Annotated in this window: 19 protein-coding genes, 2 tRNA genes and 1 pseudogene; 10 read left to right on the forward strand and 12 right to left on the reverse strand. The window is 70.0% G+C overall.

Going from position 1 to position 24,455, the window contains the following annotated elements:
* Positions 1 to 407: 407 nt before the first annotated feature.
* Entirely contained in the window at positions 408 to 2,384 is a 1,977-nt protein-coding gene (locus tag G3I71_RS07675) for an EAL domain-containing protein (RefSeq protein ID WP_164313150.1), read from the forward strand.
* Positions 2,385 to 2,427: 43 nt separating this feature from the next.
* Here the strand turns inward: G3I71_RS07675 and G3I71_RS07680 are convergent, their stop codons facing one another.
* On the reverse strand, positions 2,428 to 3,558 hold the full coding sequence (locus tag G3I71_RS07680) for an LLM class flavin-dependent oxidoreductase (protein ID WP_164313151.1): 1,131 nt from the start codon (positions 3,556 to 3,558) through the stop codon (positions 2,428 to 2,430).
* Between the two features lie 174 nt (positions 3,559 to 3,732).
* On the reverse strand, positions 3,733 to 4,437 hold the full coding sequence (locus tag G3I71_RS07685; protein WP_164313152.1) for a decarboxylase: 705 nt from the start codon (positions 4,435 to 4,437) through the stop codon (positions 3,733 to 3,735).
* A 288-nt stretch (positions 4,438 to 4,725) separates the two neighbouring features.
* Between G3I71_RS07685 and G3I71_RS07690 the strand changes: the two genes are divergently transcribed.
* The 4 genes and pseudogenes from G3I71_RS07690 (at position 4,726) to G3I71_RS07705 (ending at position 7,166) form a co-directional block, all read left to right on the forward strand.
* On the forward strand, positions 4,726 to 5,676 hold the full coding sequence (locus G3I71_RS07690) for a D-2-hydroxyacid dehydrogenase (protein ID WP_164313253.1): 951 nt from the start codon (positions 4,726 to 4,728) through the stop codon (positions 5,674 to 5,676).
* Between the two features lie 125 nt (positions 5,677 to 5,801).
* A pseudogene (locus G3I71_RS50940) lies at positions 5,802 to 6,043 on the forward strand (L-cystine ABC transporter ATP-binding protein YecC); the annotation flags it as partial.
* 193 nt (positions 6,044 to 6,236) lie between these two features.
* Positions 6,237 to 6,995 carry an IclR family transcriptional regulator C-terminal domain-containing protein gene (locus G3I71_RS07700; protein ID WP_164313153.1) on the forward strand — a complete coding sequence of 253 codons (759 nt, stop codon included), beginning with the start codon at positions 6,237 to 6,239 and terminating at the stop codon, positions 6,993 to 6,995.
* A 97-nt stretch (positions 6,996 to 7,092) separates the two neighbouring features.
* A tRNA-Lys gene (locus G3I71_RS07705) sits at positions 7,093 to 7,166 on the forward strand.
* Between the two features lie 138 nt (positions 7,167 to 7,304).
* Here G3I71_RS07705 and G3I71_RS07710 read toward each other — a convergent pair.
* The 5 genes from G3I71_RS07710 to G3I71_RS07730 all read right to left on the reverse strand — a co-directional run bounded on the left by G3I71_RS07710 (position 7,305) and on the right by G3I71_RS07730 (position 13,060).
* Positions 7,305 to 8,969, reverse strand: a complete 1,665-nt coding sequence (locus tag G3I71_RS07710) for an AMP-binding protein (RefSeq protein WP_164313154.1) — start codon at positions 8,967 to 8,969, stop codon at positions 7,305 to 7,307.
* Between the two features lie 40 nt (positions 8,970 to 9,009).
* Positions 9,010 to 9,558, reverse strand: coding sequence for a DUF3592 domain-containing protein (locus G3I71_RS07715; RefSeq protein WP_164313155.1), 549 nt, complete (start codon positions 9,556 to 9,558; stop codon positions 9,010 to 9,012).
* Positions 9,559 to 9,671: 113 nt separating this feature from the next.
* Entirely contained in the window at positions 9,672 to 10,295 is a 624-nt protein-coding gene (locus G3I71_RS07720) for a lytic polysaccharide monooxygenase (RefSeq protein WP_164313156.1), read from the reverse strand.
* A gap of 98 nt (positions 10,296 to 10,393) precedes the next feature.
* On the reverse strand, positions 10,394 to 11,521 hold the full coding sequence (locus tag G3I71_RS07725; RefSeq protein WP_164313157.1) for an SPFH domain-containing protein: 1,128 nt from the start codon (positions 11,519 to 11,521) through the stop codon (positions 10,394 to 10,396).
* Between the two features lie 102 nt (positions 11,522 to 11,623).
* Positions 11,624 to 13,060: a peptidoglycan-binding protein gene (locus tag G3I71_RS07730; protein ID WP_164313158.1), complete on the reverse strand. Its 1,437-nt coding sequence runs from the start codon at positions 13,058 to 13,060 to the stop codon at positions 11,624 to 11,626.
* Positions 13,061 to 13,241: 181 nt separating this feature from the next.
* Between G3I71_RS07730 and G3I71_RS07735 the strand changes: the two genes are divergently transcribed.
* The 3 genes from G3I71_RS07735 (at position 13,242) to G3I71_RS07745 (ending at position 17,754) form a co-directional block, all read left to right on the forward strand.
* Positions 13,242 to 13,315, forward strand: a tRNA-Lys gene (locus tag G3I71_RS07735).
* 462 nt (positions 13,316 to 13,777) lie between these two features.
* Positions 13,778 to 15,820 (forward strand): glycosyltransferase family 2 protein, encoded by a 2,043-nt coding sequence (locus G3I71_RS07740; protein ID WP_164313159.1) that lies wholly within the window; start codon positions 13,778 to 13,780, stop codon positions 15,818 to 15,820.
* Entirely contained in the window at positions 15,817 to 17,754 is a 1,938-nt protein-coding gene (locus G3I71_RS07745; protein ID WP_164313160.1) for a kelch motif-containing protein, read from the forward strand. Before G3I71_RS07740 ends, G3I71_RS07745 begins: the two co-directional genes overlap by 4 nt.
* A 125-nt stretch (positions 17,755 to 17,879) precedes the next feature.
* On the opposite strand, the gene G3I71_RS07750 is transcribed toward G3I71_RS07745, so the two are convergent.
* The 5 genes from G3I71_RS07750 to G3I71_RS07770 form a co-directional block, all read right to left on the reverse strand.
* Positions 17,880 to 18,911, reverse strand: a complete 1,032-nt coding sequence (locus G3I71_RS07750; RefSeq protein ID WP_164313161.1) for a glycoside hydrolase family 6 protein — start codon at positions 18,909 to 18,911, stop codon at positions 17,880 to 17,882.
* Positions 18,912 to 19,411: 500 nt separating this feature from the next.
* Positions 19,412 to 20,083, reverse strand: a complete 672-nt coding sequence (locus G3I71_RS07755) for a class F sortase (protein WP_164313162.1) — start codon at positions 20,081 to 20,083, stop codon at positions 19,412 to 19,414.
* Between the two features lie 5 nt (positions 20,084 to 20,088).
* Positions 20,089 to 20,667, reverse strand: coding sequence for a hypothetical protein (locus tag G3I71_RS07760; protein WP_164313163.1), 579 nt, complete (start codon positions 20,665 to 20,667; stop codon positions 20,089 to 20,091).
* Positions 20,668 to 20,853: 186 nt separating this feature from the next.
* The gene (locus G3I71_RS07765) at positions 20,854 to 21,633 is read right to left on the reverse strand and encodes an HAD-IIA family hydrolase (RefSeq protein ID WP_164313164.1); all 780 of its coding nucleotides are present in this window, start codon (positions 21,631 to 21,633) and stop codon (positions 20,854 to 20,856) included.
* 105 nt (positions 21,634 to 21,738) lie between these two features.
* On the reverse strand, positions 21,739 to 22,515 hold the full coding sequence (locus G3I71_RS07770) for a hypothetical protein (RefSeq protein WP_343242877.1): 777 nt from the start codon (positions 22,513 to 22,515) through the stop codon (positions 21,739 to 21,741).
* A 273-nt stretch (positions 22,516 to 22,788) separates the two neighbouring features.
* Here G3I71_RS07770 and G3I71_RS07775 point away from each other — a divergent pair, with 273 nt between their 5' ends.
* Both G3I71_RS07775 and G3I71_RS07780 read left to right on the forward strand, forming a co-directional pair.
* Positions 22,789 to 23,889, forward strand: a complete 1,101-nt coding sequence (locus tag G3I71_RS07775) for a Gfo/Idh/MocA family oxidoreductase (RefSeq protein WP_164313166.1) — start codon at positions 22,789 to 22,791, stop codon at positions 23,887 to 23,889.
* On the forward strand, positions 23,886 to 24,419 hold the full coding sequence (locus tag G3I71_RS07780) for a heme-degrading domain-containing protein (RefSeq protein WP_203729600.1): 534 nt from the start codon (positions 23,886 to 23,888) through the stop codon (positions 24,417 to 24,419). The genes G3I71_RS07775 and G3I71_RS07780 overlap by 4 nt, the downstream gene beginning before the upstream one ends.
* Positions 24,420 to 24,455: the final 36 nt, after the last annotated feature.

Consider the following 24,455-nt stretch of genomic DNA (forward strand, 5'->3'; position numbering starts at 1 on the left):
TGTGTGATCTTGCGTTTGTATGCCCTGTTTGTCTGCACCAGAAGGGTGATTGAGGGGTGATCAGGCGGGTGACCAGGGACGATCGAGGGCCGTCAGACAAACGGCCAAGCATGCGAGGGCTCACCCTTCGTGGAGCGACACCCCGAAACACTCACGGAACGTCACAACCGATCGAGGGCGGAGGAACCCGTCCAGGCGCGGGCAGAAACGATCTGTCAAAACCGCCGGTCGTTCATGGACACTGGACAGTGGCTGGAAGGGCCTGGGACCAGCCTCTATGATCGGCACACTTTCCTGGCACTTCCCTGACACTTTCCTGCACGGACAAGGCCAGGGCGGCGGTTTGCCGCCCGGTCGGCCGCCCGACGGGATCCACATCAAGACCGAGTGCACTGCGGGAGCGAGCGGTGAGCGGAACGTCCGAAGGGCCGGCGCCCTCGGTAGATCTCATCCGGCCGGCCGTCACAGAGAGTAACTCCGACACGTCGTCTACGTCTTCTACGTCGACTTTGCCGTCCACGTCACCCATGTCACCCATGTCGTCCATGACGTCCATGACGACTTCCCATGTGGCTGCCGGTACGGCTCTGCTGCGCGGCGCGTTCGCGGCGGCGCCGCTGGCGATGGCCGTGGTGGACCGCGAGGGCCTGGTCGTCACGGCCAACGAGTCCCTGGGCGCGCTACTGGGCATCGACCCGGAAGTGCTGGTCGGGAAGGTGGCCGCCGACCTGGTGGACCTGGCCTCCGACACCCGTGCGTGGCACGCGTACCGCGAGGTGCTGCGCGGCCGGCAGGCACGGCTGCGCTGCACACGCCGTCTCAAGCACCCGGACGGGCACTCACTGTGGGCCCAGGTCACGTTCACACCGCTGCCGACGGAGACGGCGGTGGAGGTGGCGGAGGGTTCGGAAGGGTCTCGGGATTCGGAGGGAGTTCAGGGGTACGGGGGCCGGGGCGTTCTGCTGTCCGTGACCGACATCAGTGCGCGCCGTGAACTCCAGGCGCGGCTGCGGCACTTGCAGATGCACGATCCGGTGACCCGGCTGCCCAACCGCACGCTGTTCTTCGAGCGGCTCTCGGCGGCGCTGGAGGCGGAGTCGTACGAGCAGAGCGGGACGGGCCGGATCGGCCTGTGCTACCTGGACCTCGACGGTTTCAAGGCCATCAACGACACCCTCGGCCACCGCGTCGGTGACCGGCTGCTCGCCGCCGTGGCCGAACGCCTCACGCGGTGTGCGGAGGAGGCGGGCCTGGCCAGGCGGAACCCTGGCGCCGTCGCCCCGCTGGTGGCGAGACTGGGCGGCGACGAGTTCGCGCTGCTCATCGAGGACTCGACAGGCACCGACCAACTGGCCGACCTGGCCGAGTCGGTGCTGAAGGCTCTCCAGCTCCCGTTCGACCTCGCCGGTCAGCGGATGTCCGTCTCCGCGTCCATCGGCGTCGTCGAACGGCATGCGGCGGGCACTACTCCCACGGGTCTGATGCAGGCCGCGGACACGACGCTGTACTGGGCGAAGGCCGACGGGAAGTCCCGGTGGACGCTCTTCGATCCCGAGCGCAACGCCCACCGCATGACCCGCCAGGCCCTGTCCTCCACCCTCCGGCCGGCCATCGAGCGGGGTGAATTCGCCCTGGAATACCAGCCGTTGGTCGGCATGGCGGACGGCCGGGTGCACGGCGTCGAGGCGTTGGTGCGCTGGCACCACCCCCAGTTCGGCACGTTGACGCCGAACCGGTTCATCGGACTGGCCGAGGAGGACGGCTCGATCGTGCAGCTGGGGCGCTGGGTACTCGCCACCGCCTGCCGCCAGGCCCGCCGCTGGCAGCTCGAACGGCCGGACGAGCCGCCGATCTTCGTGAGCGTGAACGTCGCCGTACGTCAGGTCTGGGACTCGGACCTGGTGGCGGACGTGGCGGAGATCCTCGCGGAGACCGGCCTGCCGGCGGAGCTGTTGCAGCTGGAGCTGACGGAGTCGGCGGTCATGGGCTCCGCCGGCCGGCCCCTCCAGGCCCTCCAGGCACTCAGCGACATGGGTGTGGGCATCGCCATCGACGACTTCGGCACGGGGTACTCGAACCTTGCCTACCTCAGTCGGCTGCCGGTGTCAGTGCTGAAACTGGACGGTTCTTTCGTCCGGGGGTTCCAGTACGAGGGCGAGGGCGTCGCACCGAACCCGGCCGACGAGATCGTCGTCGAGGCGATGATCCAACTCGCGCACCGGCTGGGGCTGACGGTCACCGCCGAGTGCGTGGAGACGGCGGCCCAGGCCGAACGCCTGCGCCGTATCGGGTGCGACACGGGGCAGGGATGGCTTTACTCGCGGCCGGTGGGGGCGGATCGGATTTCTTTGCTGATGGGAGGGAGTGCGTGTCGGCAGGGGTGATCCGTTGATGCCTGCTGCCTGTTGTCAGTTGTCTGCTGCCTCGTCAGACCGTTGTCGTGTTCGGGTTCGTGGGCAATCCGTAGGCGTCCGCGATGAGTTCGTACGAGCGTAGGCGCAGGTCGCCTCGATGGGCGTGGGAGACGAGCATCAACTCGTCGGCTCCCGTGCGCTTTTGCAGGTCGTCCAGGCCCGTGCGGACCTCGTCCGCCGTGCCGTGGATGATGTTCGTCATCCAGGAGCTGATGAACTCCCTTTCCATCGGGCTGAATTCGTACGCCTCCGCCTCCTCCGGGGCCGGGAACAGGCCGGGGCGGCCGGAGCGCAGACGGGCCATGTTGAGGCCCATCGCCAGGACCTGGCGGCGGGCCTCGTTCTCGTCGTCGGTGGCGAGGGCGGAGACGCCGATGAGGGCGTAGGGGGCGTCGAGGACGTCCGAGGGCTGGAAGGACTCGCGGTAGAGGTCCAGGGCCGGGACGGTGTTCTGCGCGGAGAAGTGGTGCGCGAAGGCGAAGGGGAGGCCCAGGACACCGGCCAGGCGTGCGCTGAAGCCGGAGGAGCCGAGCAGCCAGACGGGCGGGCGGTGGGCGGACTGGACTCCGCCCGGGGACGTCGACTGGATCGGGCCGGGGATGGCGTGGATGCGGTGGTACGGGTGACCGCTCGGGAAGTCGTCGTCCAGGAAGCGGGTCAGCTCCGCCAGTTGCTGGGGAAAGTCGTCGGCGCCTTCGTTGAGCCGCTCCGTGCGGCGGAGGGCCGCCGCAGTGGCGCCGTCCGTGCCCGGCGCCCGGCCGAGGCCCAGGTCGATGCGGCCCGGCGCCATGGCTTCGAGGGTGCCGAACTGTTCCGCGATGACCAGGGGGGCGTGGTTGGGGAGCATGACTCCGCCGGAGCCCAGGCGGATGCGGTGGGTGTGGGCGGCGAGGTGGGCGAGGATCACGGCGGGTGAGGAGGAGGCCACGCCGGGCATGGAGTGGTGTTCGGCGACCCAGTAGCGGTGGAAGCCGCGGGATTCGGTGAGGCGGGAGAGGGCGACGCTGGTTCGCAGGGCGTCGGTGGCGGTGTGGCCGGAGCCTACGGTGACCAGGTCGAGGACGGAGAGAGGTACGGGGGCGGTGCCCTGCGTCGTGCCTCGGATCTCGTCTGCCGTCGCGTCTGCCGTCGCCTCTGCGGTCACGGTGGGTGCCTCCTGCTGCTGTTGTTCTGGTGCGGTGCGCTGTCCTCGGCGGAGCAACAGGAGGGAGGCTCCGCTTATTCCGGGATGCCTTTCGCCCCCGCCGCGCTGAAGGCGCTGCCCTCAAACTCCCCCAGAGGGGGAACCCCAGGCGGGCTGAAACACGACGTCGACGTGTCAGACCTGCACCACCGGTTCCCTTGTGAACAGCGTGCCCAGGGAGGGAGCGTTCACTTTGCGGGTCGTCAGCCTCAGGGCCTCCCACACGGAGACCTGGTTCGCCGTGAGCACCGGCTTCGTGAGGTGTTTCTCCAGGGTCTCGATGTGGGACGCCGTGTGCAGTGCCGTGTCCGGGAGGAGCAGTGCCTCCGCGTCCGCCTCGTCGGCCTCCTGGGCCAGCGACATCAGCTCCCCCTCTCCCCACTCCCCCGCCGCCGTGACGACCCCGCCACTGTGGACCCCCGTCACCTCGATCCCCGCGGCCCTCAGGAACTCCGCGAACAGTTCCGCCACGTCCGCCGGATACGTCGCCCCGATCGCCACCTTCCGCACCCCGAGCTCCCGCACCGCGTGCACGAAGCCGAACGACGTCGACGACGCCGGCGTGCCCGCGGCCCGGGCAAGGGCGCGTATCTGCTCGTGGGCGCCCTCCCACCCGTACAGGAAGCTGCCGCTGGTGGACGCCCACACCACCGCTTCCGGGCCGTTGAGCAGCAGCTCCTCCACGCCCGCCGCGAGGCGGTCCGCCGAGCCCGTCTCCAGTTCCTCGCCGATGTCCGTGTGGGCCAGATCCAGCCGGATGTCGCTGCCGAGAAGCTGCTCGATGCGCTGATAGTCGTCCTCGGCGGAGTGGCCCGGGTAGAGGAATCCGAGTGCCGTCATGTCCAGCCTTCCTGTTCCTGCCGCCCTTCCGGCAGCACCTGGGGCCGGGTGGCCCCGCGGCTCGGGTACCCAGTCCGCGCGGCGCCGCCCACAATCGGCACCCGGTTGGCCGAGAGCACCGGGATACGCGGTTCCGGCCGGGCAATGGACCGTGCACACGCCCGTGTTGACGAAGGTGGGTTCGGGTGCAAGCGTGGTCAATCCGCGCATGCCAGCCGTCCCGACGCCCTGCCGCCCGTGACCCCAGCCACCCAGCTGTCCAGCCTCTCCGATCGGAAACGGCTCCCGATGCCCGCGCTCCCCACGCTTCTCGTCCTGGACGCCGACCCGCCGCCCCGGCTCGGCCGGCTCACCGGGCGGGTCCGGATCGTGCACGCCGACGAGACCACCATCGCCGAGCAACTCCCTTACGCCGACGTCCTGCTCGTCTGGGACTTCGCCTCGCACGCCGTGCGCGCCGCCTGGCCGGGCGAGGGGGCTCGCCCGCGCTGGGTGCACACGGCGAGCGCCGGCGTGGACCATCTGATGTGTCCCGAACTCGCCGCGTCCGACACCGTGGTGACCAACGCGCGGGGCATCTTCGACCAGCCGATCGCCGAGTACGTCGCCGCCCTGGTCCTGGCGATGGCCAAGGACCTGCCGAGGACCCTGCACCTTCAGGAACGGCGCGAATGGCGGCACCGCGAGTCGCAGCGGGTCGCCGGGACGAAGGCCTGTGTCGTCGGGTCGGGCCCCATCGGGCGGGCAATCGCGAAGTATCTCAAGGCACTTGGCGTGACGACGGCGATCGTCGGGCGTACCCCGCGTACCGGCATCCACGGGCCCGACGACCTCAGCCGGCTGATGGCGCGCGCCGACTGGGTGATCTCCGCCGCTCCCCTCACCTCCGACACGCACCACATGTTCGACACCCGCCGCTTCGGTGTCATGCAGCCCTCGGCGCGTTTCGTCAACGTCGGCCGGGGACAGCTCGTCGACGAGACCGCGCTCGCCGAGGCGCTGTCGAAGCGGTGGATCGCGGGCGCCGCCCTCGACGTGTTCGAGCACGAGCCGCTCACGTCCGACAGTCCCCTGTGGGAGGTGCCCGGACTGATCGTCTCCCCGCACATGAGCGGCGACACGGTGGGCTGGCGCGATGAACTCGGCGCGCAGTTCATCGAGTTGTACGAGCGGTGGGAGACAGGGCAGACGCTGCCGAACGTCGTCGACAAACAGCGCGGGTACGTACCGGGGCACTGACCCGCCGCCGGGACAGCGACTGCCCCACCTCGCCGCTTCGAGAGTCCCTGCCGGTCCGGCCGGACGTCCGTCCCGGCTTGCGGGCGGCCGGCAGCCGAGGGGAGCCCAAGCCCTTCAGGCACTGGGAGAGGGTGGCGATCACGCGGGCGCCGGCCATGCGCCCGCAGGTGCCGCAGCTCGACGAGGTGACCTCGGCGCTCGGCCCAGAGCTGGTCGCGGGCGTCCTCGACGTGCTGTGGGACATCTCCGACCAAGTGCCGATGTTCGATTCCGGCCATATGGTCGCGAGGTCGCGTCCGGCCCACCGGAGCAGATCTTCGGCGATCCGGAGCAGGACAGAACGCGCGAATCCCTCACCACGGCGCTCCGACCGCGCCGGAGGGGCCTCAGAAAAGTCCTCTCCATGCCTATGGCATATGCCAGGAGAACACTCCCCTGCTGAGAGGCCGCAGCCCGGGCGACAATCTCGTCAACGCCCCCTCCGCGTAGACCCCTTGGCGGCTATCGTGGAGGGGATTGGCTGTCCGGATCACGGCTAAAAGCAAGCCAGGGGGAACACCGTGGCTCTCAAGCACGAGCCGACCGCGCCGCACCACTCCACCCAGGACGCGCTGCGTGTCCTGGAGACAGTGGCACGGCACTCCGCCGGTGTCACCGACGCCGAAATCGCTCGCCAGACCCATCTCGGCACGGACCTGCTCAGCCCCCTTCTGCGCATGCTGCGCCGCGAGGGGTACGTCGAACAGGCCGCCGACGGTTCGTACGTCACCGGCACCGCCCTCAGCCGCCTCGGCGCCACGCACGGCCATGACCAGGCCCTGCGCGCCCAGCTCCAGCACACCCTCGACCGGCTGCGCGACTCGGTGGGCGCGGCCGTCTACATGAGCCGGTACGTCGACGGCGAGATCCATGTCACCCAGTGCGCGGACAGCGCGGCAACGCCCGCGGTCAACGAGTGGGTCGACTTCCGCTCGGCCGCGCACGCCAGCGCGATCGGCAAGAGCCTGCTGGGCCAGCTCGACCACAACAGCCGACGCGACCATCTCGCCCGGCACAAACTGGCCCGCCTCACCTCGCACACGATCACCAACGAGCGGCTCCTGCTCTCCCGCCTGGAGACCCAGCCGCCCACGGTGCCGGTCCTGGACCTCCAGGAGTACGCGGTCGGCACGGTCTGCGCGGCGGTCCCGATCACGGCCGGTTCCACGGTCGGCTGCCTCGCCCTCTCCCTCCCGCTCCGCCACGCCCACCGCCTCCGCCAGGCGGCGGACCGGCTGAACCGGAGCGCGGGACCACTGCTGCTGTCGCTGGCCATCTAGACCTCGATCGATCCACGGCTACCTGGTCCGGAGCACCCTCCCGGACCAGGTAGTATTTTTCTTGTCGCCAGCCGCGAGAGCGGTCGGCGAGAGTCATGCGCCGCTAGCTCAGTTGGTTAGAGCAGCTGACTCTTAATCAGCGGGTCCGGGGTTCGAGTCCCTGGCGGCGCACAGTGACGGTGACGGGTATGTTCGCAAAAAGCGCGAACCTATCCGTCACCGTCTTTTTTGTGCGGCTTCGCCACGTGTTGTGAGGGCTCCGCCACCCACACCCCCCTTGCTCCAGCGGGCCCTCGTTCGCCCGGCGCCCTATCTGCTCAGCAGTTCCTCGCGCCCCCGCTCCCGGTACCGCTCCACCAGGCCCGCCACGTCGTCGCCGGTCAGCCTGCGGTACGTGTCCTCACCCGGTGGGCGCCACCACACCGGGTCCGGGCAGCGGAAGCCTTCGCGCCTGAGTCCTGCCCGGTGGATCTTGTTCGTCGCCGTGACCGGCATCCGCCCCACGACCCGTACGAACCGGGGCGCCATCTTCGTCCCCAGGTCGGGTTGCGCGGCCAGGAAGGCGGAGAAGGCGGCGGGGTCGAAGGTGCCGGCCAGCGTTGCCATGACCTGGTCGCCGGCCACCGGGTCCGGCACCGCGTACACGGCGACGGCCGCCGCACCCTCGTACCGGGCGAGAATGTTCTCGATCGTCGCTGCGGCCAGGTTCTCGCTGTCGACGCGCAGGCGGTCGTCCGCGCGGCCCGCGAAGTACAGGAAGCCCTCCGCGTCCCGGTAGAAGAGGTCGCCCGTCCAGTACCAGCCGGCCCGGCGGCGGGCCGCCTCGGCCTCGGGGTTGCGCCAGTAGCCCTCGAAGGGATTGCGGCCCCGGTTCACCAACTCCCCTATCGCAGCGGTCCCGTTGAGCAGGCGGCCCGAGGCGTCCAGGACGGCCGGCGGGCACTCGGTCCGCGTCGCCGGGTCGACCACCGCGAGGTCGTCGTCCGGGGCCGCCCGGCCGACGGCACCGTCCGGGGTGCCCGGCGTCCACCGCACCGCCGCCCCGCCCTCCGAGGACCCGTAGCCCTCCACCAGGCGTACCCCGAACCGGCGTTGGAAGGCCGCCGCGTCCACCGCCCCCGCCTCCGTGCCGAAACCCAGCCGCAGGGGGTTGTCCCGGTCGTCGGGCCGGGCGGGCGTCGCCAGCAGGTACTGGACGGCGCGGCCCACATACGTGAAGTAGGTCGCCCCGTAGCGGCGTACGTCCGTCAGGAAGCCGGAGGCCGAGAAGCGGCGGCGCAGCGCGACTCCGGCGCCGGCCGCCAGGGCCGGGGCCCAGTCCGCGATGACCGCGTTGCCGTGGAACATCGGCATGCAGACGTAGTGCACGTCCTCCGGGCGGACGGCGAAGGTTCCGGCCAGTGTTTGCCCAGCGGCGGCGAGCCTGCCCTGGGTGCAGATCGCGGCCTTGGGGGCGCCGGTCGAGCCCGAGGTGAAGTAGAGGAGGAGTCGGTCGGACGGGGTGGCGCGTGAGGCGTCCGGTTCGGCGTCCGCGTACGGGGCCAGGAGGTCCTCGTACTCCGGTGTGTCGGTCAACAGGAGGCGTACACCGGGGAGTTCGAGGTCGGCGAGGAGCGGGAGGTGGGTGCGCGCGGTGATCAGGACCGGGCACTCGGTGTGCAGGATGTCCCGGGCCAGTTCGGGGCCCCGGCGGGTGGGGTTGATCCCCGCGACGGCGGCACCGGCGAGGGCCGCCGCGCTCAACCACAGGGGGTATTCAGGGGTGTTGTCGAGCAGGACACCCACGTGCGGCTCGGCGGCCGGCGGCAGCAGGTCCGCCAGCAGCGCGGCTCTGGCCGCCGCGCCGGCGGCCACCTCGTGGTGCGTGAGCGTCCGGTCCTCGCACCACAGCCCCGGCCGGTGGTCGCCCCACCGCGCCGCCACGAGTTCCGCGACCGTGCGCCTGCCCGGCCCGTTGGGTTCCGTGAACTCCATGGGCGCGCACGGTAGTTGACATACCGTCAGATGTGGAGGGTCACGGCGACTCCGTGGTCACGTCCCAGCCCTCGGGGAATCCGTCGACCGTGCCGGAGTCGGTGCTGCTGTAGCCGCTGTCGTCACCGAAGAACATGTCGCCGATCGGTTCGAAGATCTGGCTGTACGTCACCATGAACCCGACGCAGAACACCACCATCACCCCGAGGAACCCGAGGATGCCCGCCAGGGCCAGCCCGTGGCGGACCGGGCTCGGGCGGTGTGCCGTGGCGTTGATCCGCTCGCCCTCGCTGTAGAAGACGGTGACGTAGTCGCCCTCGATGACCGTGCCCGGGCCGTGCGGTTCCTCGAAGCGGACGGTGCGACCGTCGCGCGCGACGAACTCGTACACGTGGTGCAGCGACGTGCTCACGGAGGAGTCGCCGGAGCCTCCGCTGGTGGTCGTGTAGGTCCGAATGCAGCGCGCCTCGGCGGTCAGCCCGCTGTTCCAGGCGCGGCGCATCCGCAGCACCCGGCGGATCACGAAGGCCGCCATCAGGACGGTCATCACGATGATGAGCGTCGGCACCCCGTAGAACATGACGTCCATAACGGTTCCCCCGGTCTTTCGTTCGGTACGGCTCCCCGTACGCCGCCTCACCTGGTCCTGGGGGCGTACGGGGAACCTACCCGTGGGGGGTCGCGGATTTGCTCAAGGAATGCTCAGAACCTGACGTCCGAGCAGGCGTAGAACGCGTTGGCCGTGTCCGCGATCGTCCACACCGCGACGATCACATGCCGGCCGCTGAGCCCGGACGGCAGTGTGCCCGTGTGCGAGAGCGTGGCCGGCGGGCGCCGGCCGTTGTAGGGAACCGTGAGGAACGGGGTGAGGTTGAGGTCCGAACGGGTGAGGGCGTGGTTCTGGTTCCAGCCGGACTTCGTGACGTAGTACTTGAAGTCGGTCGTGGCGTGCATGGCGGTGAACTGCCAGCGGAACGTGTAGCTCTGACCGCCCGTCACCGTGGTCGCCGGCCAGGTGCCGCCGGACGGGGCCTTCGGCTGGTCGAGCGCGCCGAAGTTGCCGTGGTTCGCCGAACAGATCCGGCCGTCGGCCGGTCCGGCGGCGGGGAAGCCCTTGGGACCCTCGACGCTCTGCGGCTCCCACTGGATGTCGCCGCAGCCCGTCACGGTGCCGTTCTGGCAGAGCTTCTGCCTGCTGATGGGGAGGTCGGTGTAGCCGTGGCCGCTGGCGCCTCCGGTGGTGAGGAGGAGAGCGCCGGTGGTGGCCAGGCCGACCACGGACGCGTACAGCTTGGTTTTCTTGCGGGACTTGGTCTTTTCGCGCATGCTGCCGCTCCTGCTGAACGTGGGGGAGGTTCAAGTGAGCCGTGCAGGTCTAGACCAAGTCCCAGATTATTACGGCGCAATAGGCATGTCCAGACCAATCACGAGCCCGGCTCGCTCCGTCCCGAGCAGAACGCGACCGTCAGGTCCTTCACCAGAACCTTGCGTTCGTAGTCGTCCAGTTCGACCAGGCCGCGCAGGGTCAGCCGGGTCACCGTGTCCTCCACCGAGTCGACGACCGAGGTGAGCGCGGCGGCCCGGTGCTGGGCGTCCAGGGCGGCGATACGGCGGCGGGTCATCGCGGCGGCGACCTCGGGCGCGTACTCGACCCGGACCGGCAGTACCGAGAACACCTCCAGGCCGACCGGTGCCGTGTCCGCCGCCACCGCCCGGGTCAGCACCTCCCCGGCCGCCTCCATCGCCCGTTTTCCCGCGCCCGGCATCTCCACCGGAACCCGGACGAGCGCCGCCTCGACGCACTCGCGCAGATAGGTCTCGTGATCCTCGACGCCGAGCGTGGCCCGCGCGGTGTCCCGCACCCGCCACACCACGAGGACGACGACCCGCAGCGCGACCCCGTTCGCGTCGGCCGCCGGCATCGGCTCGCCGCGCCAGTGCCGCAGCCGTACGTCGACCCGGGCGCGCAGGAGAAGCGGATTGACCCACAGCAGGCCGGTGCGCCGGACCGTCCCCCGGTAGCGGCCGAACAGGCCGAGCACCCAGGCCCGTCCGGTCCGCCCGCGCGCCAGTCCGCCGAAGCCGAACAGCCCGAGGGCGCCCGCTCCTGCGTACGCCGCCCACTGGGCCGGGCCCAGACCGGCGCCCGCGTACGCCGTCGGCAGTCGCAGCGCCTCCACCGCGAGGAGCGGCAGCACGCCCGCCCACCAGGAGGTGAGCACGCCCCCGGCCATCCCGGTGGCACCGGCGAGCACGCCCACCGCGCCGGGCAGCACCCGCGCCGGGCGCTCCACCAGGTCGGGGTCGACCGTCAAAACCGCCGGGCGCGGCGTCGCCGGTGCGGGTCTGCGGATGCGCGGCTGCTCGCCCGTACCCTGCCTGCGCCCCACGACGGCGGGCCGCAGCGGCACCGACACCGGGTCGGGTTCGTCGCGGAACAGCAGGTGGACGGGGATCTCGGTGGTCGCCTCGTTCTGGATGAGCCGGGCGGGCCGGGGGCCACTGTCCGGGGGTCCCTCGGGCTCAGGTGTGTGTTCGGTCGTCGTACTCATTTGTGCCTCCAGCCTCCGCGCCAGATGCGTTCATACCTGTGTTCGTACGTGCGTTCATTCGCGTGCGCGTGCATGCATTCGTGCGTACGTTCCGTTCGTGGGTTACGAGGAGAAGAGGCGGCGCCAGGTCTCCGGGCCCGGGTAGCCGTCGGCCGCGCCGCCCCGCCAGCCCTGGGCGCGCTGGAAGGCCTGCACCGCACGGCGGTCCGCCTCGTTCCAGCGCGAGTCGGGCCGGGTCGTGTAGTACCGCCCGAACCCCTTCTTCACCAGCTGCTCTCCGAGCTGGGTGACGTACGGGCTGCTGGAGCCCGGCCGGAACAGGCCACGTCCGGGGAACGCGGGGACCGCTGTGCCGGTGGAGGGTGGACCGGCGGCGCCGGGGACCGTTCCGGGGGTGGTTACCGGGGCTGTTCCGGGGTCGCTCCCGGCCGCCGGACCTTCCGGCTCGACCCCGGCCCCGATGTCGTTGCCCGTCCCGGTCACCAGCAGTGCCCAGGTGCGCGGGCCCGGCAGTCCGTCCGCCGCCGTGCCCTGCCAGCCCTGGGCCTGCTGGAACGCCCGGGTCGCCCTGCGGTCCGCGTCCGACCAGCGCGGGCCTGGGCCCGAGGTGTAGTAGCGGGCACCGCCGCGCTCCACGAGCATCCGGCCGAGCCGGGTTACGTACTTGTTGCTGGCGCCGGTACCGAAGTACGTCCGCCCCGGGAACCGGGCCGCGGTGTCCGGGGAGGCGCCGGGCGCCGAGTCCACCGTGCCCTCCGGGTCGTCGGCACCATCCGTGTCGCCCGGGTCCGAGGTGCCGCCCGTGTTCGCGGCGAGGCCCTTGTAGCGGTAGGCCTGATAGCGGTCCGAGTGGCTCCAGTAGGAAAGCGGGGTGGCCTGCCTGCGGGCGTGCGGGCGGGTCTCCTCGTAGGCGATGTAATAGGTGTGCGTGTAGTCCGTCCAGCCGCCGAAAATGACAACGTGCGAGCCCTTCTCCGGGTCCGACGGATTGTGGAACAGGAGAATGTCGCCAGGCTGCAGATCCTCCTTGGGAATGCGTACGCCGTACTTGTCGAGGCTGCCCGTCCATTCGTTCCCGGCGAGGTTCCAGGCCATGGAGACGAAGCCCGAGCAGTCCTGCCGGTAACCGTCTCCCCAATAGGTGCCCATGCTGTACGGCACCCGCGCGGCGACCCAGGTCCTGGCCCGGTTGATGATCTCCGCCCGGGTGGTCGTCCGGAGCTTGTCCAACGCCGGTTTTCCGGCCGGGCCGTGCAGTGGAGCCTTGCCGCCCTGCGGGGTGTCGGGCTCGTCACCTGCGGGTACGCCCGGACGGTGAGGGGCCTGCGGGGCGGCGGCGGCCGGCAGGGCGTGCCCGGCGCCGAGCACCGTCGAGGCCGTCGCGGCTACGACGAAGGTCCGCCGGACCGCCGTACGGGCGGGTCCCGGGCCCGTTCCCGACACCGGTCCGGAATACGGTGCGGCCCGTCGCCGGTGAACACATCCGGGGCATTCGCAGTCGCTCGCGGGATCGAATTCCTCGAATACCGGAGTCGCCATACGATTCCTCTCACGTCCCAGGCGATGACTTGCACGCTTCTGCACCCTCGCAGTTTCTCAACTGTCACCCGCTGTCGCATGTTGACGGTCCGAATGATGTACAGCCGCCGTTCAGCCGGGCGCGGACCTCGGGCGGTCCGGACCACTCATCGGGGTCGGGTACAGTTGTCCGCGTCACCGCGCGCCGCTAGCTCAGTTGGTTAGAGCAGCTGACTCTTAATCAGCGGGTCCGGGGTTCGAGTCCCTGGCGGCGCACAGACACACAACAGGCCCTCCGCTGAAGCGGGGGGCCTGTTGACGTACACACCGTAAGCACCCTGTAAGCACTCCGGAACCATCCGTGCACAAACGGTCCCAGTTGCACCAATCGGGATCAACAGCCGTCACAATGAGCGCGTATGACCGGTAAACACCGTGTTTCGCATCTTGCGATCATGCTGAGCGGCGTAGAACCCTGGGCGGCAAGATGCTGCGGATACGCAGCCATCGGGGGCGGACCGGTTGCGTCGGCACGGGGATGGGGCCCCGTTCATGAACGGATGCCGAGGGGGGCATCCTGCAACCGGAAGGGCACTCTTCCATGTCTATAGAGTGTGGATTATGGATGACGTGGGGGCAGTGCTCCATTACTGATGCGTCTGTGACGGCCGAGGGGGGCCCAGCAGACGCATAAAGAACCGACAAACACGCGGCTGTCCGCGTGTGGGGGGACGACTCATGACGTCGACGCCGACGGGCGCCCGGCATAACTTCGACTCATCACAGACGGCCCAGCTCAGGCTGCCGTCGAACCGGACCGGCGGCTTCCGCCGGATCAAGAAGAGCCTGCCGAAGTACGACTACGAGCACTACAGCCGGCTGGCCGGACCCCTCACACAGCCCGACCCGACCAAGCCGTACACGGTCAAGTACCGGTCGCTGCTCTCGCAGGAACCGCACCGCCTACGGGCCGCGCTGATGCTGGGTGCGGCTCCGCTGCTCTCCATCGTCCTGCTCGTCTGGCTGCTCCAGCCCGCGCACTGGACGGAACGCGACTACCCGGCCTTCGACTTCCTGCCGGCGCTCGACATCGTGATGCTTGTCTCGATCGGTCTGATCGAGCTGTTCCGCTGCCTGAACGTGCTGTCGAACGCGCACGCCACGCTGGTCGCCCGCGACCCGATCCCGGTGGTGCCCGAGACCGGCACGAGAGTGGCCTTCCTCACGTCCTTCGTGCCCGGCAAGGAACCGCTGGACATGGTGACGAAGACGCTCGAAGCCGCGGTGAGAATCCGGCATCGCGGCCTCATGCATGTCTGGCTGCTGGACGAGGGCGACGACGCCGACGTGAAGGCGGTCTGCGCCCGCCTGGGTGTGCACCACTTCTCCCGCAAGGGCATCGCGAAGTGGAACCAGCCCACAGGCCCGCACCGCGCCAAGACCAAGCACGGCAACTACAACGCCTGGCTCGACGCGCACGGCGGCGACTACGACTTCTTCGCCTCCGTCGACACCGACCACGTGCCGCTGCCCAACTACCTGGAGCGGATGCTCGGCTTCTTCCGGGACCCGAACATCGGCTTCGTCATCGGCCCGCAGGTGTACGGGAACTACGACAACTTCGTCACCAAGGCCGCCGAGTCGCAGCAGTTCCTCTTCCACGCGCTGATCCAGCGCGCCGGCAACGCCTACGGCTCGCCGATGTTCGTGGGGACCAGCAACGCCGTACGCATCAGCACGCTGAAGCAGATCGGCGGACTGTACGACTCGATCACCGAGGACATGGCGACCGGCTTCGAGATCCACCGCCACAAGAACCCGGCGACCGGGAAGAAGTGGCGCTCGGTCTACACCCCGGACGTGCTCGCGGTCGGTGAGGGCCCCAGCGCCTGGACGGACTTCTTCACCCAGCAGATGCGCTGGTCACGGGGCACGTACGAGACGATCCTCAAGCAGTACTGGAAGGGCTTCTACTCGCTGCCGCCGAGCAAGCTCTTCAACTACACGATGATGATCATCTTCTACCCGATGTCCGCCCTCAACTGGATCCTGGCGGCGCTGAGTTGCGCGCTGTTCCTGGGCCTGGGCGCCTCGGGTGTGAACATCGACCCGACCGTGTGGCTGATGCTCTACGGCAACGCCTCGGCGCTGCAGATCGGCCTGTACATCTGGAACCGCCGGCACAATGTCTCCCCGCACGAGCCCGAGGGCTCCGGCGGTGTGGCGGGCATGGTCATGTCGGCGCTGTCCGCGCCGCTCTACGCGAAGGCCCTGATCGACTCGGCGCTGCGGCGCAAGAGCAAGTTCGTGGTCACGCCCAAGGGCGACTCGGCGAGCCCGGACCGCTGGTTCGGAACCTTCCGCTACCACTGGTACTTCATCCTGATCTTCGGCGGCTCGATCGCGGCCGGTTTCGTCTTCGGGCACGTGCACCCCGCGATGGTCATCTGGGCGACGTTCGCCACGGCGATCACCGCGACGCCGATGGTCGTCTGGCGGCTCATGCTGCGCCAGGAGAAGAAGAAGCTCGCCGCCGGACCGGCCGAACCGCAGGACGCCGCGCCCACGCCGCAGCCGTTCGTACCGGCCCAGCCGACGTCACAGGCGCCACACGCCCCGCACACATCGCACGCCCCACACGCCCCCCACTCCACCCACGCGCCGCAGCACAAGCCCCAATGGGCCGCATCCGGCGGGACGGGCGGGGGCAGCGTAGGGGGCGAGGGCAACGACCAGACCATGCAGATCGCCCTTGGTGGACTTGGGGGACGTAAGGAATGACAGACCGTGCAGGCCGCCGCCGCGCCCGTCGACTCGCGATAGGCACGGCGGTGGTCCTCGCGTTGGCGGGGATGAACGGGCCGTGGGTGTACCGCTTCAGTACCGAGAAGTACCACGACTACAAGATCAACAGACCGGAGTACAAGGCCGACAACGGCAAGTGGGAGGTGGTGAACTTCCCGGAGAAGTACCGGCAGAACACCATCCACGCGGCCCTGCTGCACACCGGCAAGGTCCTCCTTGTCGCGGGCTCCGGCAACAACGCGGACAACTTCGACGCGAAGAAGTTCGACACCCGCATCTGGGACCCGGTCAAGGGCACGATCAAGAAGATCCCGACGCCCGCCGACCTGTTCTGCACCGGCCACACGCAGCTCGCCAACGGCAACCTGCTGATCGCGGGCGGCACGAAGCGGTACGAGAAGCTGAAGGGTGACGTCACCAAGGCGGGCGGCCTGATGGTCGTCCACAACGAGAACCCGGACAAGCCGATCACCCTGCCCGCGGGCACCAAGTTCACCGGCAAGGAGACCGGCAAGACGTTCGTGTCGAAGGACCCGGTCGTCGTGGAGCGCGCGACGAAGGTCTTCGACAAGACGACGGGCGTCTTCCTGCGCAACGATCCGGGGCTCGGCCGGATCTACGTCGAGGCGCAGAAGAAGGGCTCCAAGTACGAGACCGGCACGCAGGACAACTACCGCGTGCAGGGCCTGTCGGGCGCCGACTCCCGCAACACGTACGGCATCGCCGAGAAGCTCGCCCTGGACAAGAAGGACTTCCAGGGCATCCGGAACGCCTACGAGTTCGACCCGGTCGCCGAGAAGTACATCAAGGTCGACCCGATGAACGAGGCCCGCTGGTACCCCACGCTCACCACCATGTCGGACGGCAAGATCCTCAGCCTCTCCGGCCTGGACGACATCGGCCAGCTGGTGCCGGGCAAGAACGAGGTGTACGACCCGAAGACCAAGAAGTGGACGTACACGACCCATACGCGGCAGTTCCCGACGTACCCGGCGATCTCGCTGATGCAGAACGGCGAGATGTTCTACTCGGGCGCGAACGCGGGCTACGGCCCCGACGACGTCGGCCGTGACCCGGGCGTCTGGGACGTGGCGACCGACAAGTTCACCAAGCTGAAGGGTCTGGGCGACCCGAACATGCTGGAGACCGCCGGCACGGTGCTGCTGCCGCCGGCGCAGGACGAGAAGTACATGGTGATCGGCGGGGGCGGGGTGGGCGAGTCGAAGTTGTCGAGCAAGAAGACGCGCCTGATCGACCTCCTGGCTGCCGACCCGAAGTTCACGGACGGCCCGTCCCTGGAGAAGGGCACGCGCTACCCGCAGTACTCGATCCTGCCCGACGACACGGTCATGATCTCGGGCGGCTCGGAGGACTACCGGGGCCGCGGCGCCTCCAACATCCTCCAGGCCCGTATGTACGACGCGAAGACCGGCAAGCTGAGGCGGGTCGCCGACCCGCTGGTGGGCCGGAACTACCACTCGGGCTCGATCCTGCTGCCCGACGGCCGTGTCATGTTCTTCGGCTCGGACTCGCTGTACGCGGACAAGGCCGACACCAAGCCGGGCAAGTTCGAGCAGCGCATCGAGATCTACACGCCGCCGTACCTGTACGGCGACGCGCAGCCCTCCTTGTCGGGGGGACCGCAGACGATCGCACGCGGCGGGTCGGGCACCTTCAAGTCCCAGCACGCGGCCACGATCAAGGCGGCCCGGCTGATCCGCCCGAGCGCCTCGACCCACGTCACGGACGTCGATCAGCGCTCCATCGCCCTCGACCTGAAGAAGACGAAGGACAGCATCACGGTGACGGTCCCGAAGAACCGGAACCTGGTGGAATCGGGCTGGTACATGCTCTTCGTGACGGACGACCAGGGCACACCGAGCAAGGCTCAGTGGGTCAAGGTGCCTTGACAGTCAACAAACCCGGGCGCCCTTCCAAGGAAGGGCGCCCGGTCGTACCCAGGGGCGCGGGGAACTGCGCGACCAGCCACGTGCGACCCGCAGCCGACAACGCACAGAACCCCCCACCCTCGTAGTCACTTGCTCGCTTTCGCCAGCTTCAACGCATAAGAAGCCCACCACTGCCCGGCCTTCGGCCCCCCCTTGCACTCCCCGTCGGACTCCCCCGGCCGCTTGACCCACAGATACGCGTCGACGAGCGGATCGGCCGTCTTCACGGTCGGAGACTCCCCGAGCGCCCTCCCGGGAGGGTTGCACCAGTTCTCGTCGGCCTCGCCCCCGGTATAGGGCCCGTTCCCGTTACGGGACGTGTCCACCACGAAGTGCTTCCCGCCCACCTTCGCCGACAGCTCCTTGCCGTAGGCGATGGACTCGGCCGTCGAGTAGAAGTTGGACACGTTGACGGAGAACCCGTCGGCCTTCTCGATGCCCGCCCACTTGAGCGGCTCGAAGATCTGGTCGGGATGCGTCCACCCCGCGTTCCCCGCGTCCAGGTACACCTTCGTGTTCTTCAGCGCGGACAGCGTGTCGATCGCGCCGCTCAGCAGGTCGTACCGCTCCTCGTGGAACTCGTCCTGGGTGCAGCCGTCCACCAGGTGGAGGATCGCGTCCGGTTCCAGGACCACCGTGGCCGCACGGTCGCCGATGCCCTTGGCGACGCCGTCGATCCAGGCGCGGTAGCTGTCGCCGTCGGCGGCGCCTCCGCTGGAGTACTGGCCGCAGTCGCGGTGCGGGATGTTGTAGAGGACGAGGAGCGCGGAGCGGTCCGCCTTCTGCGCGGCCTCCGTGAAGCCGCGGGCCTCCGCCTCAGGGTTCTCCGGGCTGATCCACTCGCCGGTCGGCTGCTCGGCGATCTTCCGGATCTGCTCGGCGTCGGTGGTCTTGTCGTCCTTGACGTACGCGGCGACCTGTTCCGCCGCGGTGCCGTCCGGGTTCACCCAGAACGGGTTGGTCCCCTTGGGCTGCTGGGTGATCCGGGCTTCTGCCTCCTTGCCCGGCTCGTCGCCGTCCCCCTTGTCGGAGGACCCGGAACAACCGGTGAACAGCAGTGCCGCCCCCAGCACCGCCACAGACGCCCGCCCCCAGGTCGCCCCCTTACTGCCGAACATCGAACTCCCCCTCGAATGCACTGTCCTGGTCCCCCTGGATTCAGTGTCGTAAGCCTCAATCCTGACATAGGTGGCCGGGCACCCACGAGGTCGCCGATGCCTTGTCGGTTACCTGTTACAGCGCGTTCGGGCGGGGTAGACGAGGGCCGGGAACCTTGAACGCCGGGGCCTGGACCGCGACACCGGAGCAGCTCGTAGAACTATCTACTACCTGCGTGGATAACACAGAGCCACTGGACCGGGACTTGGCGTCAACCTCCCTCTAGGCCTGGGCGCTCATCCGTTCTACAGTCGTCTCAGACGGCCCCAGCCCCCGGCCAACAGTTCACCGTCCGCAATCAGGGACGGGCACCGAACCTCCCGCGCCGGTCGCCGGGCTACTCCCGCAGCCCGTGTGCCCGCGGTCGAGGACCAGCCCGGTCGACGGCTCTGGGGGGAGCGGGTCGTCGACCGGGCAGGTTGGGGCCATGGTGGGCGCACCCCCCGGGGAGGGAACGGGGTCAGACGGCCGCACCCGTCAGGTACGCCGACACGATCACGTTCGCCGTGTAGGTCCGGGAAACCCGGTCGAACGTACCGCCGCAGGTGATGAGCCGGAGTTCCGCGCGGCCCGACTGCCGTGCGCCGTAAGCCTGTTGGGCGTCGAAGCGGTCGCGGGGCAGGACCCGGACGTCGTCCACGGTGAACTCGGCGACCTTGCCGTCCGCGCGGGTGACACGGATCGTCGCGCCCGGCCGCAGGGTGCTGACCTTGTAGAAGACGGCGGGGCGGGTCTCGGTGTCGACGTGTCCGACGAGGAGCGCGGTGCCAGCGGCGCCGGGCCGGGTGCCGGACCCGTACCAGCCCACGACGCCCGCCTGGTCGAAGGGCGGCGGGTCGATCGCGCCACGCCGGTCGAGGCCGCGGGCCACCACCGGGGCCTGCACGCCCAGTTCGGGGATGTCCACGCGCTGCGGCAGGGCGCCGCTCAACGGCTCGTGCGCGGGCGGGAGTTCGGGGTCCGGAGGGCGGCCGACCGCCGCGATGTCGCCGGTGGTCGGCGCGGATATGCCATGGCGTACGTCGGTCATCTCGCGACCCCACAGCCACAGCCCGAGAAGCAGCAGCGCCCAGGCCACGCCCATGGTCAGGCGTCCGGCGCCCGGGGATCGTTCGCGGTCGTCGTCGGACATGCGCCTCAGTCCGTCCCACGGCCCCGGCGGAACCCGCGCACCGCGACGACGACCGCCGCCACACCCGCGAGGACGAGACCGACCACCGCCTGCCCGGTGCCGGGGCCGGTGCCCCGCGCCTCGGCGGCGGCCAGTTCCTCCGCCGCGCCGCCACCACCGGCGGGCACGGGCGCGACGGGCGAGGCGGCCGGACGGGAGGGCGCGGCGGACGACGGCTTTCCAGCCCCTTCGTCCGCCCCGTTCACGGCCACGGCGATCACGCCCCTGACCTTGCCCTCCTGCCCGCCGCACCCGACCGTGACGTCGTACGTGCCCGGCGGGAGCGCGGAGCGGACGCGGGACCCGCCGACGAGCGCCCCGTCCTCCCCCTGCGCCGCGAGCAGCACATCGGCGACGAAGGCCTCCGACTTCGCGGTCCCCGTCCTCCCCGTACAGCCGCGCACGACGAGCCGTACGTCACTGCCGGGCGCCGGGGACGCCGGGGTCACCGAGATCCCCCCGCCGGCGGCGAACGCCACGGGTACGGGGGTGAGCGCGGCGGCGACCGCGACACCGGCACAGAGCGTGAGACGCATGGAACCCATCGTGAACCTCCAGACACCTGGAGACTCCTCCTCCGCGCCCCGGTCCGCATCTCCGGAGCGGGTACGGCTGCTCCGTACGGGTTGCGAAGGGTTTGGCGGCGTACGGAGATTCAGGGGGAGAAGGGTTCCGACACGGAGGGTTCTGACGCGCAGGGCTCAGGCTCGGAGGGCTCGGGCTCGCAGGGCTCAGACGCGGTCGACGAGGTCCGCGATGGAGTTGACGATCTTGGACGGGCGGTACGGGAAGTTCTCGACCTGGTCCGGCCCGGTCAGACCGGTGAGCACCAGGAAGGTCTGCATCCCGGCCTCGATGCCGGCCAGGACGTCGGTGTCCATGCGGTCGCCGATCATTGCGCTGGTCTCGGAGTGGGCGCCGATCGCGTTCAGCCCGGTCCGCATCATCAGGGGGTTGGGCTTGCCCGCGAAGTACGGTTTCCGGCCGGTCGCCTTGGTGATCAGCGCGGCCACCGCGCCGGTCGCGGGCAGCGGGCCCTCGGTGGAGGGGCCGGTCTCGTCCGGGTTGGTGGCGATGAAACGGGCGCCGCCCTCGATCAGGCGTACGGCCTTGGTCATGGCCTCGAAGGAGTAGGTGCGGGTCTCGCCGAGAACGACGTAGTCGGGCTCGTGGTCGGTGAGGATGTACCCGATGTCGTGCAGGGCCGTGGTCAGCCCGGCCTCGCCGATGACGTAGGCGGTCCCGCCGGGGCGCTGGTCGTCGAGGAACTTGGCGGTGGCGAGCGCCGACGTCCAGATGTTGTCGACGGGCACCTCCAGGCCCATACGGCGCAGGCGGGCGTGCAGGTCGCGCGGGGTGTAGATCGAGTTGTTGGTGAGCACCAGGAAGGGCTTGCCCGACTCGCGGAGCTTCTTGAGGAAGGCATCGGCGCCAGGGATCGGCACGCCCTCGTGAATGAGCACACCGTCCATGTCGGTGAGCCACGAGTCGATGGGCTTGCGGTCTGCCATGTCCTGTCTCCTGCTCCTGCACTGCGCTCTGCGTTGCCGTACACGCGTACGAGATGCCGCGTGCGCCCAGCCTGTCACAGCCCGGATCTTGGGGGAATGGCCGGTTTATGTCCGCCCTACGGGTCGGACCCGGGCCAGCAGCATCATTCCGCCGCCGGTGAGCATCAGGGTGAGGGCGATGCCCGCGAGGCGGAGCGCGGTGTCGTGACCACCGGTGCCGGCGAGCTCGCCGATGTACGGCGGCAGCTCGTCCCGTACGCCGGGTACGGGACGGGCCGAGGCCGGGTCGGCGGCGGAGGTGGCGGCGGGAGTGGGAGCGGGGGCGACGACGCGGAAGCGGTAGTCGTTGGACTGGCCGACCCAGTCGCTGTCGCCGGCGTGCCGCTGGACCACGGCGGCGTTGGCGACGACGTCGTTGTCCACCGCTCCGGCGCCGATCGCGAGCCTCACCCGCACGGAGACGGTCCGCCCGGGCCCGACGGTGAACCCGGGAAACCCGTCGCCGTCGAACACGCCGATGGTCTCGTCGGCGTCGGTGGTCTCGAACCGCACGGGGTAGGGGCGGGGGCGGTGCTCGTCGTAGAACTCCAGGCGCGGCTGAGCCGTCGTCAGGGCACGGCGCTCGTCGACGAGTACGAGGACGGGGTGGATGTCCGTGCAGGTGCGGGCGGTGTTGTTGGTGAGGTCGAGGCGCCAGGTCCGGTGCCCACCACCGGCTTCGTAGGCGGCGGGCCCGCCGTGGATGCGGGTGGTGAGGGGGAAGGCGCGGTCGGTGGGGGTGGCGGCGCAGGAGACCGCACGGGCGGGGGCGGCCAGGACTCCGGGTGCGGCGGCGAGCAGGGCGGCGGTCATGGTCGCGGTGACGGTGACGGTCGTGGTCACGTAGGTACACAGTCGCATGAACACATGACCATGCCGGGATGGTGGGGTCGGTGGGCGGCACCGCTCCGGGGGGTGTGTGGCTACGCCCCGAACGGGCTCGCGCATGCGCCCGATCGGCCGATGCGGCACTTCACGTCGTCGCGTTTCGTCGACGGCGAGGGCCCGGGGAATCGGCGGCGGTCTCGATCGCGTGCGTCGATGGACTGCGGAGTGGTTGGGCGGGGCACCCGGCCCCCTGGGTCACCGCCGCCCAGAGGTGCGAAAGTGGACGGCATGACTGGTACGACTGGAATGACCCGCACGTCCGGTGCTCCCCTCCGTCTCGGCCTCGTCGGTTACGGTCTCGCGGGCTCCGTCTTCCACGCCCCGCTGATCGCCGCCACCGAGGGCCTCGTCCTCGACACGGTCGTCACGGCGAACCCCGAGCGGCAGGCACAGGCCCGCGCCGGGTTCCCGGACGTACGGATCGCCGCCACCCCGGACGAGCTGTTCGCCCGCGCCGACGAGCTGGACCTGGTCGTCATCGCGTCCCCGAACAAGACGCACGTCCCGCTGGCCACCGCAGCCATCGAGGCCGGCCTGCCTGTCGTGGTCGACAAGCCGGTCGCGGGCACGGCGGCCGAGGCGCGTGACCTGGCCGCCCTCGCCGACCAGCGGGGACTGCTCCTCTCCGTCTTCCAGAACCGCCGCTGGGACCACGACTTCCGGACGCTCCGCAAGCTGGTCGCGGAGGGCGGGCTGGGTGACGTATGGCGGTTCGAGTCACGGTTCGAGCGGTGGCGGCCCCAGACCAAGGGCGGCTGGCGCGAGTCCGGCGACCCGGCGGAGTTCGGCGGACTGCTGTACGACCTCGGCAGTCACGTCGTCGACCAGGCACTGGTCCTCTTCGGCCCCGTCGCCTCCGTGTACGCCGAGACGGACATCCGCCGCCAGGGCGCCGAGACCGACGACGACACATTCATCGCGCTCACCCACACGAGCGGCGTCCGCACCCATCTGTACGTCTCCGCGACCACCGCCCAACTCGGTCCGCGCTTCCGGGTGTTGGGCTCGCGGGCCGGGTACGTGAAGTACGGCCTCGATCCGCAGGAGGCCGCCCTGAAGGAGGGCGGACGGCCGGGGGACCCCGGTTGGGGGCTCGAACCCGAGAGCATGTGGGGGCGGGTCGGGGCCGGAGAGTCCCCGCTCACGGGTGGCGGACGGCCGGAGCCGACCCTGCCGGGGGCGTACGAGAAGTACTACTCTGCGATCGCCGCGGCCCTGCGCGACGGCGGCCCCAACCCGGTGACCGCGCTGGAGGCGGCAGCCGCGCTCGACGTACTGGAAGCGGCCCGGCGTTCCGCGAACGAGAAGGTGACGGTGACCCTGCGATGACCAGTCAGAAGACCGGCGGCCACAAGGCGGGCGGACAGCCCTCGCTCGGGCCGCGCATCGCGCCCGAACTCACCCCGAGCATCGAGGAACTCGAAGCACAGCAACGGCACTTGGTGTTCCCGCAGTTCTCGTACGACGACGCGTGGGCGCTGGGTTCGCTGCTCGTGGAGCTGGCGCGGGAGCGACAGGCGCCGGTGGCCGTCGACATCCACCGGGCCGGTCAGCAGCTCTTCCACGCCGCCCTGCCCGGCTCGACCCCCGACAACGACGCCTGGATCGACCGCAAACGCCGGGTCGTGGAGCGTTACGGCGCCCCCTCCTATCTGGTGGGCGCCCGCTTCCGCGCCAAGGGCACGACCTTCGAGGACGACTCGCGCCTCGACCCCGACACGTACGCGGCTCACGGCGGCTCGTTCCCGATCGCCGTCGAGGGCGTCGGCGTGATCGGGTCGGTGACGGTGTCGGGGCTGCCCCAGCTCCAGGACCACCGGATGGTCGTAGAGGCGCTGGAGATCTTCCTCAAGGTGTGACGCTCCTCGTCGCGTGCTTCTCGTGGTGTGACGGGA

This window comes from Streptomyces sp. SID12501, from assembly GCF_010550245.1.
In the GTDB taxonomy this organism is placed as follows: domain Bacteria; phylum Actinomycetota; class Actinomycetes; order Streptomycetales; family Streptomycetaceae; genus Streptomyces.

Bases quoted from the DNA above. Each gene is read 5' to 3' on its own strand.
- G3I71_RS07685 (WP_164313152.1), bottom strand. From the start codon at position 4,437: ATGACGGCACTCGGATTCCTCTACCCGGGCCACTCCGCCGAGGACGAC.
- G3I71_RS07690 (WP_164313253.1), top strand. From the start codon at position 4,726: ATGCCCGCGCTCCCCACGCTTCTCGTCCTGGACGCCGACCCGCCGCCC.
- G3I71_RS07710 (WP_164313154.1), bottom strand. From the start codon at position 8,969: ATGGAGTTCACGGAACCCAACGGGCCGGGCAGGCGCACGGTCGCGGAA.
- G3I71_RS07715 (WP_164313155.1), bottom strand. From the start codon at position 9,558: ATGGACGTCATGTTCTACGGGGTGCCGACGCTCATCATCGTGATGACC.
- G3I71_RS07720 (WP_164313156.1), bottom strand. From the start codon at position 10,295: ATGCGCGAAAAGACCAAGTCCCGCAAGAAAACCAAGCTGTACGCGTCC.
- G3I71_RS07725 (WP_164313157.1), bottom strand. From the start codon at position 11,521: ATGAGTACGACGACCGAACACACACCTGAGCCCGAGGGACCCCCGGAC.
- G3I71_RS07730 (WP_164313158.1), bottom strand. From the start codon at position 13,060: ATGGCGACTCCGGTATTCGAGGAATTCGATCCCGCGAGCGACTGCGAA.
- G3I71_RS07740 (WP_164313159.1), top strand. From the start codon at position 13,778: ATGACGTCGACGCCGACGGGCGCCCGGCATAACTTCGACTCATCACAG.
- G3I71_RS07745 (WP_164313160.1), top strand. From the start codon at position 15,817: ATGACAGACCGTGCAGGCCGCCGCCGCGCCCGTCGACTCGCGATAGGC.
- G3I71_RS07750 (WP_164313161.1), bottom strand. From the start codon at position 18,911: ATGTTCGGCAGTAAGGGGGCGACCTGGGGGCGGGCGTCTGTGGCGGTG.
- G3I71_RS07755 (WP_164313162.1), bottom strand. From the start codon at position 20,083: ATGTCCGACGACGACCGCGAACGATCCCCGGGCGCCGGACGCCTGACC.
- G3I71_RS07760 (WP_164313163.1), bottom strand. From the start codon at position 20,667: ATGGGTTCCATGCGTCTCACGCTCTGTGCCGGTGTCGCGGTCGCCGCC.
- G3I71_RS07765 (WP_164313164.1), bottom strand. From the start codon at position 21,633: ATGGCAGACCGCAAGCCCATCGACTCGTGGCTCACCGACATGGACGGT.
- G3I71_RS07775 (WP_164313166.1), top strand. From the start codon at position 22,789: ATGACTGGTACGACTGGAATGACCCGCACGTCCGGTGCTCCCCTCCGT.
- G3I71_RS07780 (WP_203729600.1), top strand. From the start codon at position 23,886: ATGACCAGTCAGAAGACCGGCGGCCACAAGGCGGGCGGACAGCCCTCG.